Raw genomic sequence first — 18,095 nt, forward strand, 5'->3', positions numbered from 1 at the left:
TTTTGTCAGATGTAGTTTATTTTCCCCAAATGTGCGTAAGAACCTGAAGCTTTAACAAAGACACTCATGCAAAATCCTTGCACTATGAGGAATGAAAATGACCTTCTATAGGAATGGAATGCCCTCTATCCAGGTCGAATGAAGGATGGTCAGAAGGGGCTTCTTTATTAGAAGGCAGATCCTGGTCCATATTTTACTGGCCGCTGGAGTGGCCATGGGGTGACTCCAGGGCGATCAAGGACGAGTCGAAGATCCATCCCGTCCGACCACAGGGAGGACGGGATTAGCTGAGGCCGGCCCGCCTGGAAAGCGTCCCCATGGAAACGAAAGCGCACGTTCACCGCTTCTATACTTTATTTTCAAGGTAGCCTATTTTAAAGACAGCCTTAAAATAAGCTGTATACATGTAGAAAACTCCGATTCAACTCGGCAGTAGAAAGCAGCGAACCGTCTGCTTATACATAAAAACCACTTTATAAATAGACTGAAGCCTCCATGAAAACGCTTGTCATGGAGGCTTCAGAGTATTGATTCAATAAAGAAAGAAGTACATTCATTCTATTCCTTGTATTTTTTCCCTTCGCTTACCGGCGGAAGTCTGCCGTGGAGGAGCTCTCTTCTTCCGTTAAGAAAGAGGAGAACCGCACCAGCTTTTTTAATATTCTTCGTAGTTATCCGGGCTGTCTGCTTCAATCGGCCGGCTTAAATCAAGGTGGCCGAGAAAATCACTTGTTTCTTCCCCGTCGATTAAAATCATCGTTTGAGAAGCTCCGAATTGTTCCATCATCATAGCGATATGGTCAGTAAGCATTCCTTCTCCAGTAGATCCCAGGTTAGCATCTTTAACATCAGGAGAAAGAGAAACATATGCCATTTCGTCTTCTAATTCCACGGACTGGACAGAAGCTCCTTCGGGAAGAAGACCGTAAAGTGTCTCTTCGGAAGGACCGGCTGCCCAGAGTTCCATCGCTTCCATCGCGCCGGCTTCGTCTTTAGAAACACTGTGATCTGCTTCAACTTTGTAGGTCGTTAACAGCTGATCATCGGAGAAATAGAGGTAAAGCGGGCTGACAAGCGCAGCTTCTTCATCTGCTTCTGCATTATTACCTGCATTTTCTTCCGTTTCATTATCATGATTACTGCTGTTATTGGAAGAATTATCTGATGCATTGTTTTCCTCTGAATTAGACTCTTCTTCAGAAGCTTCCTCAGCATCGGAATCGCTGTTTGTATTGTTGGAGTCATTTTCTTCCGCGGATTCCTCAGAAGAAGAATCATTGTTTTGAGGCTCATTTTCAGCACCGTTGTTATTAGAAGCATTCTCAGACTCATTATTTTCTGCGTTATCTTGTTCCGATTCGTTATTCTGTGCGTTGGAATTGTTCTCTGTATTGGAATTTTCCTCCGCGCTGTTGCTCGCTTCGGCCATGTTTCCGCTCTCCGCTTCTTCGCTGTTCTCTGTGCTTTCATTAACCTCATTTGAGCCTGCATTATCGTTCCCCGTGTTCGGGTCTTCGCCCTGTCCGCATGCAGTGAGGGCTCCGATAGTTAATGTACTAAATAGAATAAAAGACATCCGCTTCATAATTATTACCTTCCCTTCTTGTAATGAAATTCCGTACTTTGCTGACTGGGCTGTATGCACCCAATCGTAAAACAAAGCCAAAATTTATGTAATCTGCTATTATAGTCGCTTAATCATAAAAGATGTTACAAGTTTCAGGGTTTTAAATTGATTATTTAGAACATATGAAGCAGAAGGTTCGGAAAAGATAGCCGGACAGAGGTGATTTCCGCTATAATACTAGTCAGGAAGGCGGTGATGGCATCGGCACGCAGCAGAGGCCCAATTGAGTTTATTTACGAAGGATTTATGGTTATTCTCGCTTTTGCAGCAGTGGCAACGATCTGGTACGAAACCCGGTATGAAGATGCCATTGTCTGGGGTACATGGGGGATCTTTTTTGGCGATTTCTGTATTCGTTTTTATAAAGCTCAAAAAAAGTGGCAGTTTATTAAAGCGCATCCTTTTATGGTTATAGCAGTTATCCCCCTGGACGCTATTTTTCAAATGGCACGAATCGCCAGGGTGCTCCACTTTCTCCGGCTGAAGGCTATGACAAAATATTATACAAAACCAGCTATTAAGCTGATTGAAAAACAAAAGTTAACACATATCATACCTGCAATATTTCTGATCGTTTTTATCAGTACGATTCCACTCTATATGGCAGAAGGGGAGAAGCTCAATCATTATGCCGAGGCATGGGTAGGGAGCATAGCTTCGATTATTTTCTTTGGATACGCTTATGTAGATCCTGAAACTACCATCGGGACGATTATTATCACGCTTTTGAGTGTGTGTGGAGTTGTTCTTCATACAGTAGCGATCCGCTTTATTCTATACTGGATCCGGGATACTTATATAGGGAGAAAAGCAGAGAAAAAACTAAATGATTTTAAGAACTGAAGTTAAATTCCATTCCGCTGATAAAGAAGCACAGACCATAAAAAAAGCCGGATGCCTGAACAGGCATCCGGTCTTTTCATGTCATTTATTGAAGATCTTCGATAGAGTCAATGTCTACATATTCAGGAACAACAAGGCCGGTGCGGGCACCTTCCAGGTTAGCTCCAAGGTCTTCCATATCGTCGCCGTAATCTTCAACAAGATGTTCGTGCGTCAGTGGAAGCCATGCAGCTACCATTGCGTCCGCTTCACCTGTAGCAACTGCCTGGAACATGAAGTTCGCTTCCAGTGGATCCATCGTTACTTCATAACCGATGTCTTCAAGAACGTGTGCAATCATGTTCGTAGAAGCAATTTCAGAATCCCATGCTACGAAAACAAGAGAAATTTCTTCGCCGTCAACTTCCTCGACACCGTCTGTCCATTCAGAAACAAGATCTTCGTTTTCATCAACCCATGTGCGGGCAGCTTCTGATTCATCTGTTCCTTCCTGGATGCTGCTCATGATTTCTCCCATATCTTCTTCAGACCACTCAAAGTTATCGAGAACTTCATAAGCCTCTGGCATTTCATCACTCAGTCCGTCACGGACAAATGTGTGAATGTCTTCCGCTTCACCATAAACCGTTTCCGGATCGTCGAGGAATTTCAGGTCATATTCGGAAAACTTCCAGTGAGGAGTCCAGCCGGTTACGACAATTGGCTCTTCATTTTCAATAGCAGTAGCAAGCTCCTGTGTCATGGCAGAGTCGGAACTCGCCGTGATGCTCCAGTCATCAAGTCCATAAACTTCAAGCGCTTCGTCGGATGCTGACATAATACCAGCACCGGCATCGATACCAGTAATTGTGTATTCGATTTCTTCACCGATATTACCGCCGGCTTCGCCGCCTGCATCGTCTTCTGTGTTTTCTTCTGCAGCATTGTTCTCCTCTGCAGTGTTGTTGCCCGTATTCTCTTCTGTATCTGCTTCTGTGTTGTTTTCTTCCGTATTTTCTGTGTTGTTTGCGGCCGGATCATTTTCTGTATTATTGCCTTCGTCCGCTCCGCATGCTGTCACGAGTAGACCTAGTGATAAACCAGCTGCTAAACCAAATGTGTGTTTTCTTTTCATTATTCCAACCACTCCTTTAATATTTTTGTATCTATTTTCACCTTATTTAAAAGGGGAAAACTGTAGGTTATGCTTTCCGGTTAGCCGGATTAAGCGCCTGAGTCAGGCGGTCCAGGATAATAGCCAGGATAACAAGGCTGATACCAGCTTCAAAGCCCATAGCCATGTCATTACGGCCGACCGCATAGTAAACTTCACGGCCGAGTCCATCGGTACCGATCATTGCGGCAATAACAACCATAGACAGGGCAAGCATAATTGTCTGGTTAATACCGGCCATGATCGTCACTTTGGCCATTGGCAGCTGAACTTTCATTAGTTTTTGTCCCGGTGTGGAACCGAATGCGTCCGATGCTTCAATCATTTCTTTTGGCACCTGTCGGATACCGAGATTAGTCAGTCGTACGGTCGGCGGCATTGCGAAAATAACAGAAGCAATGACACCAGGCACAATACCGATACTAAAGAAGGCGACGGCAGGTATTAGATAGACAAATGCGGGCATCGTCTGCATAAAGTCAAGCACGGGAGTTACAAGATCTTTCATTAAATCACTTCTGCCCATCCAGATACCGAAGGGCACACCGATGATAACGGAAATGAGTGTTGCAGTAAGGACCAGTGCGAGAGTCAGCATCAGCTGATCCCAGTACCCGATACTTTCGATGAAGAGAAGTCCTAAAAAGATTAGAATAGGAAGTCCGTATCTTTCCGTTTTTCGGATGAGTAAATATCCGATAACAGTTAAAATGAGTATGAACAAAATAGGTGGAATCAAACTGAAGAACCCGTTAAATAAGTTGGTTACCCAGGCTACTCCGGAGCGAATTCCATCGAAAATGAACTGCGCGTTCTGCAGCCATTCAACAAAGTCTTCTATCCATGTTCCGACCGGAATTTCCGGTATGAAATCAAGAATGGCTTCAAACCATGCGTAAATTGCTTCCCATGTTTCACTCAACGACATTCACCTCTTTTCCTGACAGCGCAGACAGAATTTTACTGCGGATCACGATACCGGCCAGCTTGTCGTTCTCTCCGAGCACCGCGATCGGTACATTGGACGTAGAAGAGAGATCAAAAAGGTCCTGCATCGGTGTATCAAGTTTACAAGTTGGCACATCGCGCTGAATATAGGGAGAAAATTCCCTTTCTTCATTTTTAACAGCTGCGGCAATATCCGCTGCGTGAAGGATACCAAGCAGCTTTCGGGAACGGTCCACAACGTAGATGCTGGAAATACCTGCATCTCTCATCCGTTGAAGTGCCACTCGGGCACCGTCTTTTTCGACGTTGACAGTTTCCGGCCGTGTCATGATGTTTTCGGCGGTATATACTTTGGAACGGTCCACGTCTTCTACGAAACGACGCACATAATCGTCAGCCGGATTAATAAGAATTTCTTCCGGGGTTCCGATTTGAACTACCCCTCCGTCTTTCATTATCATAATACGGTCTCCAATGCGGAGCGCTTCGTCCAGGTCGTGGGTGATGAATACGATTGTTTTCTTCATAGACGCCTGCAGATCAAGCAGTTCATCCTGCATATCTTTACGAATAAGCGGATCCAGAGCGGAAAAGGCTTCATCCATAAGCAGAATGGTAGGGTCATTAGCAAGTGCCCGGGCCAGACCGACCCGCTGCTGCATCCCTCCGGAAAGCTGATCCGGATACTGTTCTTCATATCCGTCCAGGCCGACAAGGGAAAGAGCCTTCATCGCTTTTTCACGTCTGTCACTTTTGTCTATGTTTTGTACTTCCAGTCCGTATTCCACATTCTGCAGTATAGTGCGGAATGGAAAAAGACCGAACTGCTGGAAAACCATGCTCATTTTTTTACGGCGTACTTCCCGGAGATCAGTGTCATTCATCTTTGCCAGGTCGTCCCCGTCAATTTGAATCTGTCCGTCCGATGGATCTATCAGCCGGTTAAGCAGCCTTACGAGTGTCGACTTACCACTCCCGGAAAGCCCCATAATTACAAAGACTTCGCCGTCATGTACGTCAAACGTGGCGCGGTTGACCCCGACCGTCAGCCCCGTTTTCGACAAAATTTCGTCTTTGGACTTTTGTTCTTTCAGCATATCGAGCGCCGGCTTTGGACGCTTCCCAAAGACTTTTGTTAAATTACGAACCTCAATCTTCGCCAAGATTACCACCCCAATTTCTGTTTTTTTATTATTTCACATAAAAAATAGATCGAATGCCTGATGGAAAACGAATAATATCGTTTAGCCAATAAAGAAATCAACCTTTCATACTATACGCTGTTTAATAGAATTTTTCAAATTGATGATTGAAGCTTTTTTGACGGATGCGCCTCCACACAAATACCTGTATAAAACTGAAAGAAGAATATCTTTATAATACTATATTTAGCTCTTAATAGCACCTTCATCTGTTTTTAAAGCGTTTACAAAGGACTTATTCAGTACGTATATATTAGAAATATTACGGAGAAAATAAAAACTTTCCTCTTTAAAAAACGTTGCAGGAAAAGGAGAATCTATTAAAATCCCATTATATGTATGCTGAAAAAGGCATAGGAAAAAAGAAATTTAAAAAGTTTTTGTCATGCTGCACAAATAAAGCATTTTTTCTTCGTTTTATCCTTCAGTAATCTGGTGAAAAACGAGTGAGAAAGGCAGAAGCCCGGAATTGAGCCTTACAGAGGGAGGAAGAGGGAATTATTTCAAAGGATAAATGAGAGGAAGAACGGATGCGAAAAGATTTCTGGTACAATAAAGAAAGCTTGTTTGAGACTCATACATATTTACACAAATTGGTGTAACATATTTCGGCCTTACAGCGACAAATATATTAAGCAGGGAGGTAATGATGTGCGAGAAGAGTTCGAACGTCTGTACTCTGCCTACCATCAGCAGTTGTTCCAATACTTATTTTATCTCGTTCGCAGCCGTGAAACAGCGGAGGAACTGGTTCAGGAAGTATATATAAAAGTTCTTCACTCTTATGAAACCTTCGAAGGGAAGAGCAGTGAAAAAACCTGGCTTTATTCCATTGCAAAACACGTCGCAATTGACTGGATCCGCCGACAGTCGCGAAAGAAGCGGAAATTTGAAGGAAAGGAATATGAGTGGAGTGAGCGCGAATTCGAAATAGAGGATAAGCAGCCTCTCCCCGAAGATATCATTACCCAGCAGGAAGAAATTCAGCACGTGTACAAGATGATGGATAAATGCACCCCGGATCAAAAGCAGGTGCTGCTGCTTCGATATGTCCAGTCCTTATCGATTGCCGAGAGCGCCGATATTCTCGGATGGACGGAAAGTAAAGTAAAGACTACCCAGCACCGCGCACTTAAAGCGCTCCAAAAACATTTACAGAAACACGAAGAAACTTTCAGTGGAAAGGAGGATTCCCCGTGAGCAAAAACAAATGGACAGAAAAAGAAATTGAAAAAACGTTAACAAGGATGCCCAAAGTCGAAGACAGGCAGACGAAGGATGAACTTTTTCAGGCAGTGGAGCGGAGAAGGGCGAAAGGTCCCGGCCCCCGGAAAAAACAGTGGTTTTTTCCGGCAATGGCATCTGCGGCAGCTGTGCTGCTCATCGTTCTGATGCTTCCTTCCTTTATGAACAGCGGCCTTTTTATGAGCAGTGATAATCAGGCGCCGCAGAATAACTTTGGTTCGACTGCTCTAAATAACAATGAGGCGGCTGTTGAGGAAAATGGAGAGCCACAGCAGAATGAATCCGAAGAAGCGGCACCCGATCAGCCGGATAATGAGGGGGACAGTGAAGCGGATACCGAAAATAATGGTCCGCAGGAGAACAATGCGGATGCGGATGCAGAAGTTGCCGATGATAATAATGAAAATATGAACCGGGAAGAAAACGACGAGGATAACCTTAATCAACCGGAAAACAATACGGCGGAAAATTCCGGCAGCAACAGCAGCAATTCGGAAAATGAAAACGAGGCGGATGTAAATGTCCGGGAAGCAGAAGAGAATGAGACGGACGAAAATGATAGCCAAGAGGAAGAGCCGGAGCAGCCGGACTATGCGTATGAAGAAGAAAGTTCTGTCTTTGTGACGGCTGTCGTAAGCGAAGAAGAGTCCGGCCAGCGGATTATCGTCAATCCAGTAGAAACAGATGGTATTACTAATAAAGATCTCATCATTTCAGCTATTAAAGAAAGTGACCCTACTTCAGGCGGTTACTTCCAGGAGCTTGAAGACGTGATTTTAAATAGTCCCGGAGAAGGGGATGTCACGCTTGAATTTTCCGATAACCAGCAGCTTGCTTCTTTAAGCAGCTACGAAAACATGGCTGCAGAAGAAGTACTGCAGGAAATACTTGCGATTTATCAGGCTTCCGAGGTTTATTTTACCGAAAATGACGAAGAAATAGGGTTTGGTCAGGGGGAATCTTCCTTTCCGATCTCTTCATTAAACCGGGGCTATTATGCAGCGGGGGAAAACCTCGTCAGTGCCAGAGCCGTCGAGGAACCAATGACAAACGGAGCGGGAGATCCGCTCAGCTTTGGAGAAACGCTGGAAGCAATGGCTGAGGTGGAGGAAGACAGCTGGTACGAATCGGCGATTCCGGAAGAGCTTTCAATAACGGATGTCCGCTACGAAGAGGAAACTGCATATGTTTACTACGATTATGAAGAAGTGGAAGAAGCAGAGATGGATCAGTTTAAAAAAGCTGTGCAGCTGACCGCGAAATATTTCACACTTGATACAGTGCAGCTCGTAAATGAAGAGCAGGATGAAGTGACCATACTCCCTGTGCGTCCTTAGAAACGTCTGACTTTAACAGAACGCTGCCGAAAAAGCGCAGATGTTAACAACGCTCATAAGAAACTATTAAGCCGGCGCGGATCCCACGAAGACCGCGCCGGCTCTTTTTTTGGCTGTTTTGAAAATAAAGCAGGTAAGCACTGAACGTACGTGAGCTTTCGTTTTCAGGGGGACGCTTTCCGGGCAGGATCCCTAAAAACGAAGTCGTTTAATACGGTACTGGAGACTCTGGCGGCTGACGCCCAGTTCAGCAGCTGTTTTAGTGACGTGCTGGTTGTTTTTTTCGAGCATGGCGTGAATGTAATTTCGTTCTGCCTCTTCCAAATAGGTTTTCAATGGCTTTGCCGTAACGGTGGAGATTGAGACTTCCGGAGCGGTGAGAATTGGACGCTCCTCCGAAAACTTCGTCCTGATATGAAGCGGCAGGTGGGTGTAATCTATCGGCTCTTCCCTATAAATTAAATTCATTGCGCCTTCAATCAGATGCTCCAGTTCCCGGACGTTTCCCGGCCAGTCATAAGCAGAAAAAATTTCTGCTACGTCTTCGGTAACAGAAGGCACCTGGAGCTGAAAGCGGGCGTTGTATTTTTCAATGAAATGCTCCGTAAGAACAGGGATGTCCTGTCTTCGCTGACGCAGCGGAGGAACGATAATCGAGACAACGCTCAGCCGGTAATAGAGGTCTTCTCTAAGGCGGTTTTCCCGCATGGCAGCGGCAGGGTCTTCATTCATCGTAGCGATAAGTCTTACATCAACCGGACGGTCTTTTACATCCCCGATGCGGCGGATGGATTTTTCCTGTATGGCCCGGAGAAGCTTTGCCTGCAGCGGAGCGCTCAGTGAATTGATTTCGTCGAGAAGCAGCGTGCCGCCTTCTGCCTGTTCAAACAGACCGGGATGGTTGGAGGATCCGGTAAACGCTCCTTTAACGGATCCGAAAAGCATGCCTTCAATCAGGGAGTCAGGGAGTGCTGCACAATTTTGACTTACAAAAGGATTCGGAGCTCTCGTGCCGGCATTATGAATGCTTTGAGCGAAAAGCTCCTTGCCTGTGCCTGTTTCTCCATAAATAAGGACAGAAGAGGAAGTGCGGGCCGCTCTTTCTGCATGATGAACGACTTCACGAAGGACAGGGCTTTGTCCGATGATCTGATCAAACGTAAATCCTGCTTCTCTTTTTTCGCGGGCATTTTCACGGGAAATGCGTTCCAGTTTCGTAATATCCTTGGCTATTTCCACAGCCCCGATCCGTTTTCCTTCAGAAACGAGAGGGAACGTATCATTAATTGTCGTTATCTCCTGTCCCTTAAAATTGAAGTACGTCTGTTTTTCATTTTTATGAGCAGCTCCCCGTCTTAACGCCTGAAGCAGCCGGCTTTCTTCTTCGGATTGGAACATAAAAATCTCCATTACATTTTTCTTCAGTACTTCTGCTTTGTCCATATCCTCAATTTCAGACATTTTCCGATTATAGATAACCGAGCGTCCTTCCATATCGATAATATGAATGCCGACATCAACAGCATCAAGCAGCTGCCGGTAAACGTGAGGCATATCTGGTAAAGACATCTAATAACCCCCATTAGCTTTTCTTGTGTATTACCTGTTTCTATAAATTCAGCTCTGTTAGTGCTTAGTATCATTATTAAAGAGTACCTGCCGCTCTTATGCGGAAGCATAGTCTGCCGTCACAAACAAAAGCTGAAAGACTTCAAATTGAATACGCTTCATTCTATTATATATGTTGAACAAAGGAACTGGAAAATCGTAATTACATCTTTCAGGAAAGCTGAGTAAAGTCTGTGGTTAATACGCATAGAAGACAGTGATCTTCTTTTATAATAGCTGCCTTGAAAATAAAGTAGATAAACGATGAACGGGCGCTTACGTTTCCATGGGGGCTCGTCCTTTACAGCCCTGGAGTCGCCCCATAACCACTCCAGCTTACGGTATATAAAGATAGTAGAAAGAATAAAAAGATAATGCAAAAATTTTTTTCTATTAAGTGCAAAAAAATCAGACACAGCCAAATTTTCAACCAACATTTGCTTTTGTAAACCCTTTCATGTACATAATTCGAGTTGGCATCGATTTTGCAACAGTTAGAAATGGGACCCTGTATATAGATGGTACGACAAAGTAAGGCCGATTGAAACAGACTCAATCCGGGAATGGCATAAGTAGAGGCCAAATCAGATATCAGCAGTGCAGTGGCTCTTTTCAGATAGGAAAATAGAGAACACATAATGTGAAAGGGGATGGAAAGTGTATGATTACAAGAAATTTCTTCCTGTTCTTAGCCCGTAATGATTTTGTGAAAAATAGAGCGTCGAAATGGGGCCCGAAACTGGGGGCGAAATCTGTCATTGCCGGAGAAACTATTGAAGAAGCGATGGAGACTGCGCGTCAATTAAATGAAAAAGGCCTCAGTGCGACTGTCGACCACTTAGGGGAATTCGTTTATAATAAAGCAGAAGCTCTTGAGGCGACGCATTACTGTGTTCGTACACTTACTGCTATGGAAGCGAGCGGAGTGGACTGCAACCTGTCGTTAAAACTGACGCAGCTCGGCCTGGACATTGATAAGGAACTTTGTCTCTCCAATATGCGGACGATCCTCGACACGGCTAAAAAATACAATAACTTCGTCCGTATCGACATGGAGGATTATTCCCACCTTGATCCGACGCTGGAAGTGCTTCAGGAACTGCGTAAAGATTACGATAACGTTGGGACAGCGATCCAGGGGTATTTGTTCCGCGCCGAGCAGGATGTTGACAAACTGAAAGGGACAAACATCCGTTTAATTAAAGGTGCCTATAATGAACCTCCGGAAGTTGCCTACCAGGATGCGAAAGAAGTATATAATAATTATCTTAATATTATTAAAAGACATATGCTGAACGGGAGCTACGCTGCCGTGGCAACGCACGATCACAATATTATCGCCGAAGTTAAAGCTTTTGCGGAAAAGCACGGAATTGCCAAAGACCAGTTCGAATTCCAGATGCTTTACGGCTTCCGTTCCGAGCTTCAGGAAGAGATCGCGAAAGAAGGCTACAAAATGCGCGTGTATATTCCGTTTGGGGAAGACTGGTACGGCTACTTCATGCGCCGTCTCGCAGAGCGTCCGCAGAACATTACGTTTGCAGTAAGAGGATTGTTGTCAAAATAACAGATGGGATGTGTCAGGATGAACAAAAAGATATCATTGATAGGAGTGCCGATGGACTTAGGTCAGATGCGGCGTGGGGTAGACATGGGACCGAGTGTGATCCGTTACGCCGGCGTCGTGGAAAGACTGGAAAACCTCGGTTACGAAGTGGAGGACCGCGGCGATCTCCGTATCGGACGTCCGCAGCGCTATGATGTAAAAGATAAAGATAACCTGAAGGATCTTGATGTCGTGGTAGAAGCGAATCAAAAACTTGCTGACGAAGTAGTGGATGCGGTATCCGGAGGAGCTTTCCCGCTTATTCTCGGTGGAGATCACAGCATTGCGATCGGTTCTCTGGCCGGCGTCGCAAAAGACCGCAAAAATCTGGGTGTGATCTGGTACGATGCCCACGGAGATTTAAATACGGGAGAAACTTCGCCTTCAGGAAACATTCACGGGATGCCGCTCTCAGCATCAATCGGTCTCGGCCACGATCAACTTACAGGCATCGGCGGGTTCAGTCCGAAAGTAAAGCCGGAAAATGTCGTAATCATCGGCGCGCGTTCCCTTGATGAAGGGGAGAGGAAGCTGATAAAAGATAAAGGTATCCGGGTCTACACGATGCATGAAATCGACCGCCTCGGCATGTCGAAAGTAATGGAAGAAGCAGCAGCTCATGTTACAAACGGGACAGACGGAGTGCACTTAAGCCTCGACCTGGATGCCCTTGATCCTCATGATGCTCCTGGAGTCGGTACTCCGGTAATGGGCGGCCCGACGTATCGGGAAACGCATCTTGCGATGGAAATACTTGCTGAGAAAAACATCATTACCTCCGCCGAATTTGTAGAGGTAAATCCAATTCTCGATGTGAAAAACCAGACAGCAGAAGCTGCCGTGGCTCTTATCGGATCCCTTTTTGGAGAGAAACTTCTATAAAAAGCAATAAAAGCAGAGGCCAGCAGAGCTGCAAACTTTATTCATACACCGAAAGCCCTGATGAGAACCTTCATCGGGGCTTTCTAATACTGCAGTACAACATGTTGGCGGATTCATTCACCCTGTTTAAAAATGAACGTAAAACAGTGCCTTATAAAATGGCTTTGTCAAGTCTGTTGTTGATAAATACAGAAAACTCCGCTGCAACCCGGCAGGCTTGACGTGGAGGAAATTTCCATCTTCCTCAGGCTTTCTCCGCGGCAGTCGGAGGAGCCGCAGGCACGCCAAAAATAAGCCGCAGCTTGGTTCTTTAGCACTTTTAGGGAAAATAAACTATATTGACAAAACAGCTAATTTAATTCTTAAAACTTCTTTCGTTTAAGCCTGGCCCCCAGTTTTTTAAATAAAGGTATCTTCTGTCATCGTAAGCCGGAAAGCCAACTCCTCCTTTTTCGCGTAAGAGCCCGGAGCTTTAACAGAGACATTCATGCAACATCTTTGCACCATGAGGCATGAAAATGGCATTTCCCTCTGTACAGGCAGAATCAGTGATGTTCAAGAAGGGGGTTTTTTAGGAGAAGGCAGATGCTGCCCGGTCTTTTTACCGTAAGCTGGAGTGGACATGGGACGACTCCGGGGCGGTCAAGGCCGGGCTGAAGATCCATTTCTTCCAAACTGAAGGGCGGAAGAAATTAGCTGAAGCCGGCCCGCCCGGAAAGCGTCCCTATGGCAGCGAAGGCGGAGGCTCATCGCTTAAATGCTTTATTTTCAAGGCAGTCTATGAAATAAATAATATAAGTTAGGAAGCGGCCCTTTATTTCAAATGGACCTGCTTGTGACGTTTATATGAAATGGAAGCGTACGTCATTGACCTTTTTAAAAAGTATGTGCTATACTTCAATAGAAATGAAAATCATTCTCAACTACATTTTAACGATTCTAAATAAGCTTTTTTATCCGCTTCGTACATAGAAAGCGGGTTTCTCTATGAAGGCCTGTCGTGTTTTATAAATCGGATTGCAGGAAGTACAGGGGGAAATGGTATGAGCTTTATTCAACTTGATAATATTACGAAAGCATTTTCAGATAAGGGCCGGCCCGCCGTTGATAAACTTAGCCTGAAAATAAACCAGGGTGAAATTGTTTCTCTCCTTGGACCGAGTGGCTGCGGCAAAACGACCACTCTCCGGATGATTGCCGGTTTCGAAAACCCTTCAAACGGCAGAATAAGCATCGATGGAGCAGCAATCGTTAACGAAGCAAGAGCTCTTCCACCGGAGAAACGCGGCATTGGAATGGTGTTCCAGGACTATGCTTTATTTCCGCACATGACGATCGCTAAAAATGTTATGTTCGGACTTAATAAATGGAAAAGCCGAGATAAAAAAGCGAGGGCACAGGAAGTGCTGGAGCTGGTCGGGCTGGAAGAATATGCTGATAGGTTTCCAACGCAGCTTTCAGGCGGTCAGCAGCAGCGGGTAGCTCTTGCAAGAGCGCTCGCTCCGAAGCCCCACGTCGTACTGATGGATGAACCGTTCAGTAATCTCGATGCGGGACTGCGCGAAAAAATGCGCTTTGATGTGACGAACATTCTCCGCCGCGCCAACACGACTGCAATTATCGTCACACATGATCAGAAAGATGCTTTTGCTGTTTCCGACCGGGTTGTCGTCATGAATGAAGGCGTTATTCAGCAAATTGCAGCACCTAAAGAAATGTACCGCTGTCCGAAGAACTGTTTCGTCGCCCAGTTTGTCGGCAAGACAAATCTCCTGACCGGGAAAATGGATCATGATCTTCGTAACATTCATACTCATATAGGGAAAGTGGCACTTCCGGAGGAGTCGAAGGAACGCCTCGAAAGCGTGACGCTTTCTATCCGGCCGGAAGGGTGTATGCTTTCAGAACAGGGAGCTTTCTGCGGCGTTGTGGAAAGAGTAACTTACGGCGGGGAGTATCAGGAGCTGCACGTACGGCTTCATAATGAACCGGAATTATCGAAGGCTCCAATGATTATTTACGCGCCGGTAGAACAGGACGTAGAAATAGGTGCGATAGTTTCTTTCGATATTAAGCCCGAACTTGTAGCTATGGTAGAGTAATAAGAGGTTGAAAACGATCCCTTGTCGGGGATCGTTTTTTTTTTGCTGCGGATATGCTGAATGAAGAGATACGATAGCTTTCCTAATACAGACAGCGTCTGAATATCTGTATGTCCCGCGTGAAAAAAGACAATGGAATACGAGACTGATTCAAAAAAGATGCCGGTTCAGGACTAGTCCTGAACCGGCATCTTTTGTAATCCATTCAGCGGAAAAACAAGGTATCTATGACAAAGAAAAAGGCGATCATAAGCAGAGCGGTACCAGCGATATAGTACCAGATTCTCTTTTTAAAACGAGCCTTCTTGCGCCAGCGGTCCGGATCAAATCCGATATCATCAGGATCATGAATATTCCTTGTTACGAACTGATCCTCGTAGCGGACCCGCGAAAGGAAAAGAGGGGCAAGGAGAGCGCCGGAAATAAGGCCGAAGATGTGAGCGATAATATTGATTCCCGGGTTTATAAAAGTCATGATAACACCGACAATGATAATAACTGTAATCATCTGGGCGTTTACATTGGAAATCAGGTCTTTACGTACGAGCACCATGTAGATGTAAACTCCGAAAAGGCCGAAAACTGCTCCGGAAGCTCCCAGGTGGTAAGTCATTGGATTGCCGAGAAATAAATAGACGATATTGGCAAGGATGCCTGTACCCAGGTAAATAAGCAGAAAGCGTAAGCCTCCGAGCATCCGCTCCAGTGCCGGGCCGAACAGGAAAAGCGCAAAAGAGTTGAACGCGACGTGCGCGAGGCCGCCGTGCAGGAAAATAGGGGTGACGAGGCGCCACCATTCCCCTAAGGAAATGAAGAAGTTATTGCCAATACCGAGCATCCGGATCTCGGCCCCGCCAAGAAACGTAAAAATATCTGTCCATATATAGAAAAATAAATTAATTGCAATAATTACAGTGACTACTTTATAAAACCTTATGTATTCACTGAAACTTTCGTTACGGAGAAACAAAATATCACATCCTTAATAGAATAGGGTTCTGTTTGCTGTCTTTATTTACTTGAACCCATTTCAAAAGTCGCTGTAAGAAAAGGGTTTCCGGACATGATGAATGATTTCCACTTCAGGCGGACGCTTTCCGCGGGGCTCGTCTTCAACTCATTCTTCCAGTGCTGTGCAATGGAAGAATGGATTTTCAGACTTCGCTCAATTCCGCCGGAGCCCCCTTCTGCCGCTTCAATCATCCGACTTGATATACGAATAGTTTCCTAAGGCGTCCGCCGGTTTCCGCTTCGTTTTGACGGTCGATTACAGAAAGGCCGTATATTGAACAAAGAATGTACCAAGGTAGAAGCCAGTGCCAGGGCAGAGACGCTGCGGAAAAAGAAAGCGTGAAGATCGTCCCGGACGCCAGGGGAGCCGCGTGCCCGGCAGGCGGAGGAGCCGCAGGCACTCCAAAAACAACACGGAGTTTTAACAGAGACCCTCATGCAGGATTGCTGCACCATGAGGCATGAAAATGGCCTTCTATAGAATAGAAAGGGAATTTATCCTCTATACAGACGGAAGGAGGTCAGAAGGGGGCTTCTTTATTTAGAAGGCAGCTCCTGCTCTGTCTTTTTACCGTAAGCGGAAGAGGACATGGGGCGACTCCGGGGCGATGGAGGACGAGCCGAAGATCCATCCCTCCCGACTGCAGGAAGGAAGGGATTAGCTGAGGCCGGCCCGCCCGGAAAGCGTCCCCATGGAAACGAAAGCGCACGTTCATTGCTTCAATACTTTATTTTCAAGGCAGCCTGAAAAAAGGACAGTTTACTTCTGAAAAGCATTCACGTGGACTGAAAATCATTCCTTCTGGTCGAAAACAAATACAAAATATGAAATTGATTCGTGAATATACGAAACGCATGCTTTATAATATACGAAAGGAATCTTTCATTATTTTAGCATAGAACAACTTCATAAAGCAGGAATGAAAAGCTGGAGGCGGAAGAATTGTGATTAGAGGAATTGGAATAGACATTACCGAACTGGACCGGATAGGGAAAATCTCCGCTCGTCTCGCGGAACGAGTATTAACGAAAAGCGAAAAAGAAATTTATGCAGAACTTCCGCCAAAAAGACGGACGGAATTTCTGGCAGGACGTTTTGCCGTAAAAGAAGCTTATGCGAAAGCGTGCGGGTGCGGCATTGGCAGCCGGCTTTCGTTTCAAGATATAGAACTTTCCAATGATGAACTGGGGAAGCCGGTGCTTCAGGCGGTGGGGGAAAATGATACGGTACATGTCTCGATTTCTCACAGCCGGGAGTTTGCGTGCGCTCAGGTCATCATAGAAAAGAATGAAAATATGGCGGGTGAAAAAGCATGAATCAAAGAGAGAATGTGAAAACAACAGCCCTGTTTTACCGGGATACGTGGGCGGAAGTTGATTTAAGTGCGATTAAAAACAACCTTGCCGGTATCAAAAAACAGCTGGAAGACGGAATAGAGGTCATGGCAGTCGTGAAAGCGGATGGCTACGGCCACGGGGCGCGGGAAACAGCAGAAACCGCATTGGAAGCAGGCGCTTCTTATTTAGGTACTGCCCTGCTTGATGAAGCAGTTGCTCTAAGACGAAATGGCATTGAAGCTCCTATTCTCGTACTTGGTGTAACGCGTCCGGAAGATGCGGTGGTAGCTGCGGAATACGGAATTACGCTCACCGTCTTTCAGGCGGACTGGGTCAAAAAGGCGGAAGTTTTTCTGGCATCTTCTTTAAAGCAGGTCAGCTGCCACGTGAAACTGGATTCCGGTATGAACCGGATCGGCATGAAGCAGGAGGCAGAAATTGAAGTCTTTGCTGAGGTTGTGAAAGCCTGCCGTTTTCTGGATATCACCGGTGCTTACACCCACCTTGCTACAGCAGATGAGCTGGATCCCACTTACACGGATGAGCAGCTGGAGCGTTTTAAAAACATGGCGGACCTCCTTGAAGCGGAACTCGGTAAAAAAATTCCCTGCCGGCACAGTGCCAACAGTGCCGGGGCCATGCTCCACCGGAAAGCGGGCTTTAATATGGCACGGATCGGGATATCCATGTACGGACTTGCTCCGTCACCGGCCGTGAAGCCTGTGCTGCCGGTCCGGCTCCAGGAAGCCTTCTCCCTGCACAGTCAATTAACGCATGTGAAGCAGCTCCATAAAGGAGAAACCGTGAGCTACGGACGAACGTATACGGCAGAGGAAGAGGAATGGATCGGGACCGTGCCCATTGGTTACGCCGACGGCTGGATCCGGGCCAACCAGTCCGGGGATGTGCTTGTAAACGGCAGGCGCGCTCAGATTGTCGGACGAATCTGCATGGACCAAATGATGGTGAAACTTCCCGGCTATACGGAACCGGGGACAAAAGTCACGCTTATCGGCAGACAGGGAGAAGCATATATTCCGGTTGATGAAGTGGCAGAAAGACTGGGGACGATCAATTATGAAATACCTTGTATCATCAGCTTCCGGGTGCCCCGGGTAGTCAAGAGAGCGGGGGAAATTACCGCGGTGCACAATAGAGCCCTTGATTGAACAGCAGAGTAAGCGGATACATTG

Annotated in this window: 14 protein-coding genes; 8 read left to right on the top strand and 6 right to left on the bottom strand. The window is 45.9% G+C overall.

What is annotated here, in order from left to right:
* Positions 1 to 655 precede the first annotated feature (655 nt).
* On the bottom strand, positions 656 to 1,585 hold the full coding sequence (locus FTX54_RS03735; RefSeq protein WP_147804442.1) for a GerMN domain-containing protein: 930 nt from the start codon (positions 1,583 to 1,585) through the stop codon (positions 656 to 658).
* Between the two features lie 237 nt (positions 1,586 to 1,822).
* Between FTX54_RS03735 and FTX54_RS03740 the strand changes: the two genes are divergently transcribed.
* Positions 1,823 to 2,470 carry a hypothetical protein gene (locus FTX54_RS03740; protein ID WP_147804443.1) on the top strand — a complete coding sequence of 216 codons (648 nt, stop codon included), beginning with the start codon at positions 1,823 to 1,825 and terminating at the stop codon, positions 2,468 to 2,470.
* Positions 2,471 to 2,555: 85 nt separating this feature from the next.
* Here the strand turns inward: FTX54_RS03740 and FTX54_RS03745 are convergent, their stop codons facing one another.
* From FTX54_RS03745 to FTX54_RS03755, 3 genes are all read right to left on the bottom strand, one after another.
* On the bottom strand, positions 2,556 to 3,584 hold the full coding sequence (locus tag FTX54_RS03745) for a glycine betaine ABC transporter substrate-binding protein (RefSeq protein ID WP_147804444.1): 1,029 nt from the start codon (positions 3,582 to 3,584) through the stop codon (positions 2,556 to 2,558).
* Positions 3,585 to 3,651: 67 nt separating this feature from the next.
* Positions 3,652 to 4,545, bottom strand: a complete 894-nt coding sequence (locus FTX54_RS03750; RefSeq protein ID WP_281285256.1) for an ABC transporter permease — start codon at positions 4,543 to 4,545, stop codon at positions 3,652 to 3,654.
* Positions 4,538 to 5,734 (bottom strand): quaternary amine ABC transporter ATP-binding protein, encoded by a 1,197-nt coding sequence (locus tag FTX54_RS03755; protein ID WP_246125656.1) that lies wholly within the window; start codon positions 5,732 to 5,734, stop codon positions 4,538 to 4,540. Before FTX54_RS03755 ends, FTX54_RS03750 begins: the two co-directional genes overlap by 8 nt.
* Positions 5,735 to 6,424: 690 nt before the next feature.
* Here FTX54_RS03755 and sigX point away from each other — a divergent pair.
* Both sigX and FTX54_RS03765 read left to right on the top strand, forming a co-directional pair.
* On the top strand, positions 6,425 to 6,973 hold the full coding sequence (gene sigX, locus FTX54_RS03760) for an RNA polymerase sigma factor SigX (protein WP_147804446.1): 549 nt from the start codon (positions 6,425 to 6,427) through the stop codon (positions 6,971 to 6,973).
* On the top strand, positions 6,970 to 8,355 hold the full coding sequence (locus FTX54_RS03765; RefSeq protein WP_147804447.1) for a hypothetical protein: 1,386 nt from the start codon (positions 6,970 to 6,972) through the stop codon (positions 8,353 to 8,355). The genes sigX and FTX54_RS03765 overlap by 4 nt, the downstream gene beginning before the upstream one ends.
* 192 nt (positions 8,356 to 8,547) lie before the next feature.
* Here FTX54_RS03765 and FTX54_RS03770 read toward each other — a convergent pair whose 3' ends face one another.
* Positions 8,548 to 9,924, bottom strand: coding sequence for a sigma-54 interaction domain-containing protein (locus tag FTX54_RS03770; RefSeq protein WP_147804448.1), 1,377 nt, complete (start codon positions 9,922 to 9,924; stop codon positions 8,548 to 8,550).
* 700 nt (positions 9,925 to 10,624) lie between these two features.
* On the opposite strand from FTX54_RS03770, the gene FTX54_RS03775 reads away from it, so the two are divergent.
* From FTX54_RS03775 to FTX54_RS03785, 3 genes are all read left to right on the top strand, one after another.
* Complete coding sequence (locus tag FTX54_RS03775) at positions 10,625 to 11,530, top strand: proline dehydrogenase family protein (RefSeq protein ID WP_147804449.1); 906 nt, start codon at positions 10,625 to 10,627, stop codon at positions 11,528 to 11,530.
* A gap of 18 nt (positions 11,531 to 11,548) precedes the next feature.
* Positions 11,549 to 12,451, top strand: a complete 903-nt coding sequence (gene rocF, locus FTX54_RS03780; RefSeq protein ID WP_147804450.1) for an arginase — start codon at positions 11,549 to 11,551, stop codon at positions 12,449 to 12,451.
* A gap of 1,043 nt (positions 12,452 to 13,494) precedes the next feature.
* The gene (locus FTX54_RS03785) at positions 13,495 to 14,553 is read left to right on the top strand and encodes an ABC transporter ATP-binding protein (protein WP_147804451.1); all 1,059 of its coding nucleotides are present in this window, start codon (positions 13,495 to 13,497) and stop codon (positions 14,551 to 14,553) included.
* 205 nt (positions 14,554 to 14,758) lie between these two features.
* Here the strand turns inward: FTX54_RS03785 and FTX54_RS03790 are convergent, their stop codons facing one another.
* Entirely contained in the window at positions 14,759 to 15,523 is a 765-nt protein-coding gene (locus tag FTX54_RS03790) for a rhomboid family intramembrane serine protease (RefSeq protein WP_147804452.1), read from the bottom strand.
* A 986-nt stretch (positions 15,524 to 16,509) separates the two neighbouring features.
* Between FTX54_RS03790 and acpS the strand changes: the two genes are divergently transcribed.
* Both acpS and alr read left to right on the top strand, forming a co-directional pair.
* Positions 16,510 to 16,881, top strand: a complete 372-nt coding sequence (gene acpS, locus FTX54_RS03795; RefSeq protein ID WP_147804454.1) for a holo-ACP synthase — start codon at positions 16,510 to 16,512, stop codon at positions 16,879 to 16,881.
* Complete coding sequence (alr, locus tag FTX54_RS03800; RefSeq protein ID WP_147804455.1) at positions 16,878 to 18,071, top strand: alanine racemase; 1,194 nt, start codon at positions 16,878 to 16,880, stop codon at positions 18,069 to 18,071. Before acpS ends, alr begins: the two co-directional genes overlap by 4 nt.
* The last annotated feature ends 24 nt before the right edge of the window (positions 18,072 to 18,095 follow it).

The sequence above is a fragment of the Alkalicoccus halolimnae genome (assembly GCF_008014775.2).
In the GTDB taxonomy this organism is placed as follows: domain Bacteria; phylum Bacillota; class Bacilli; order Bacillales; family Salisediminibacteriaceae; genus Alkalicoccus; species Alkalicoccus halolimnae.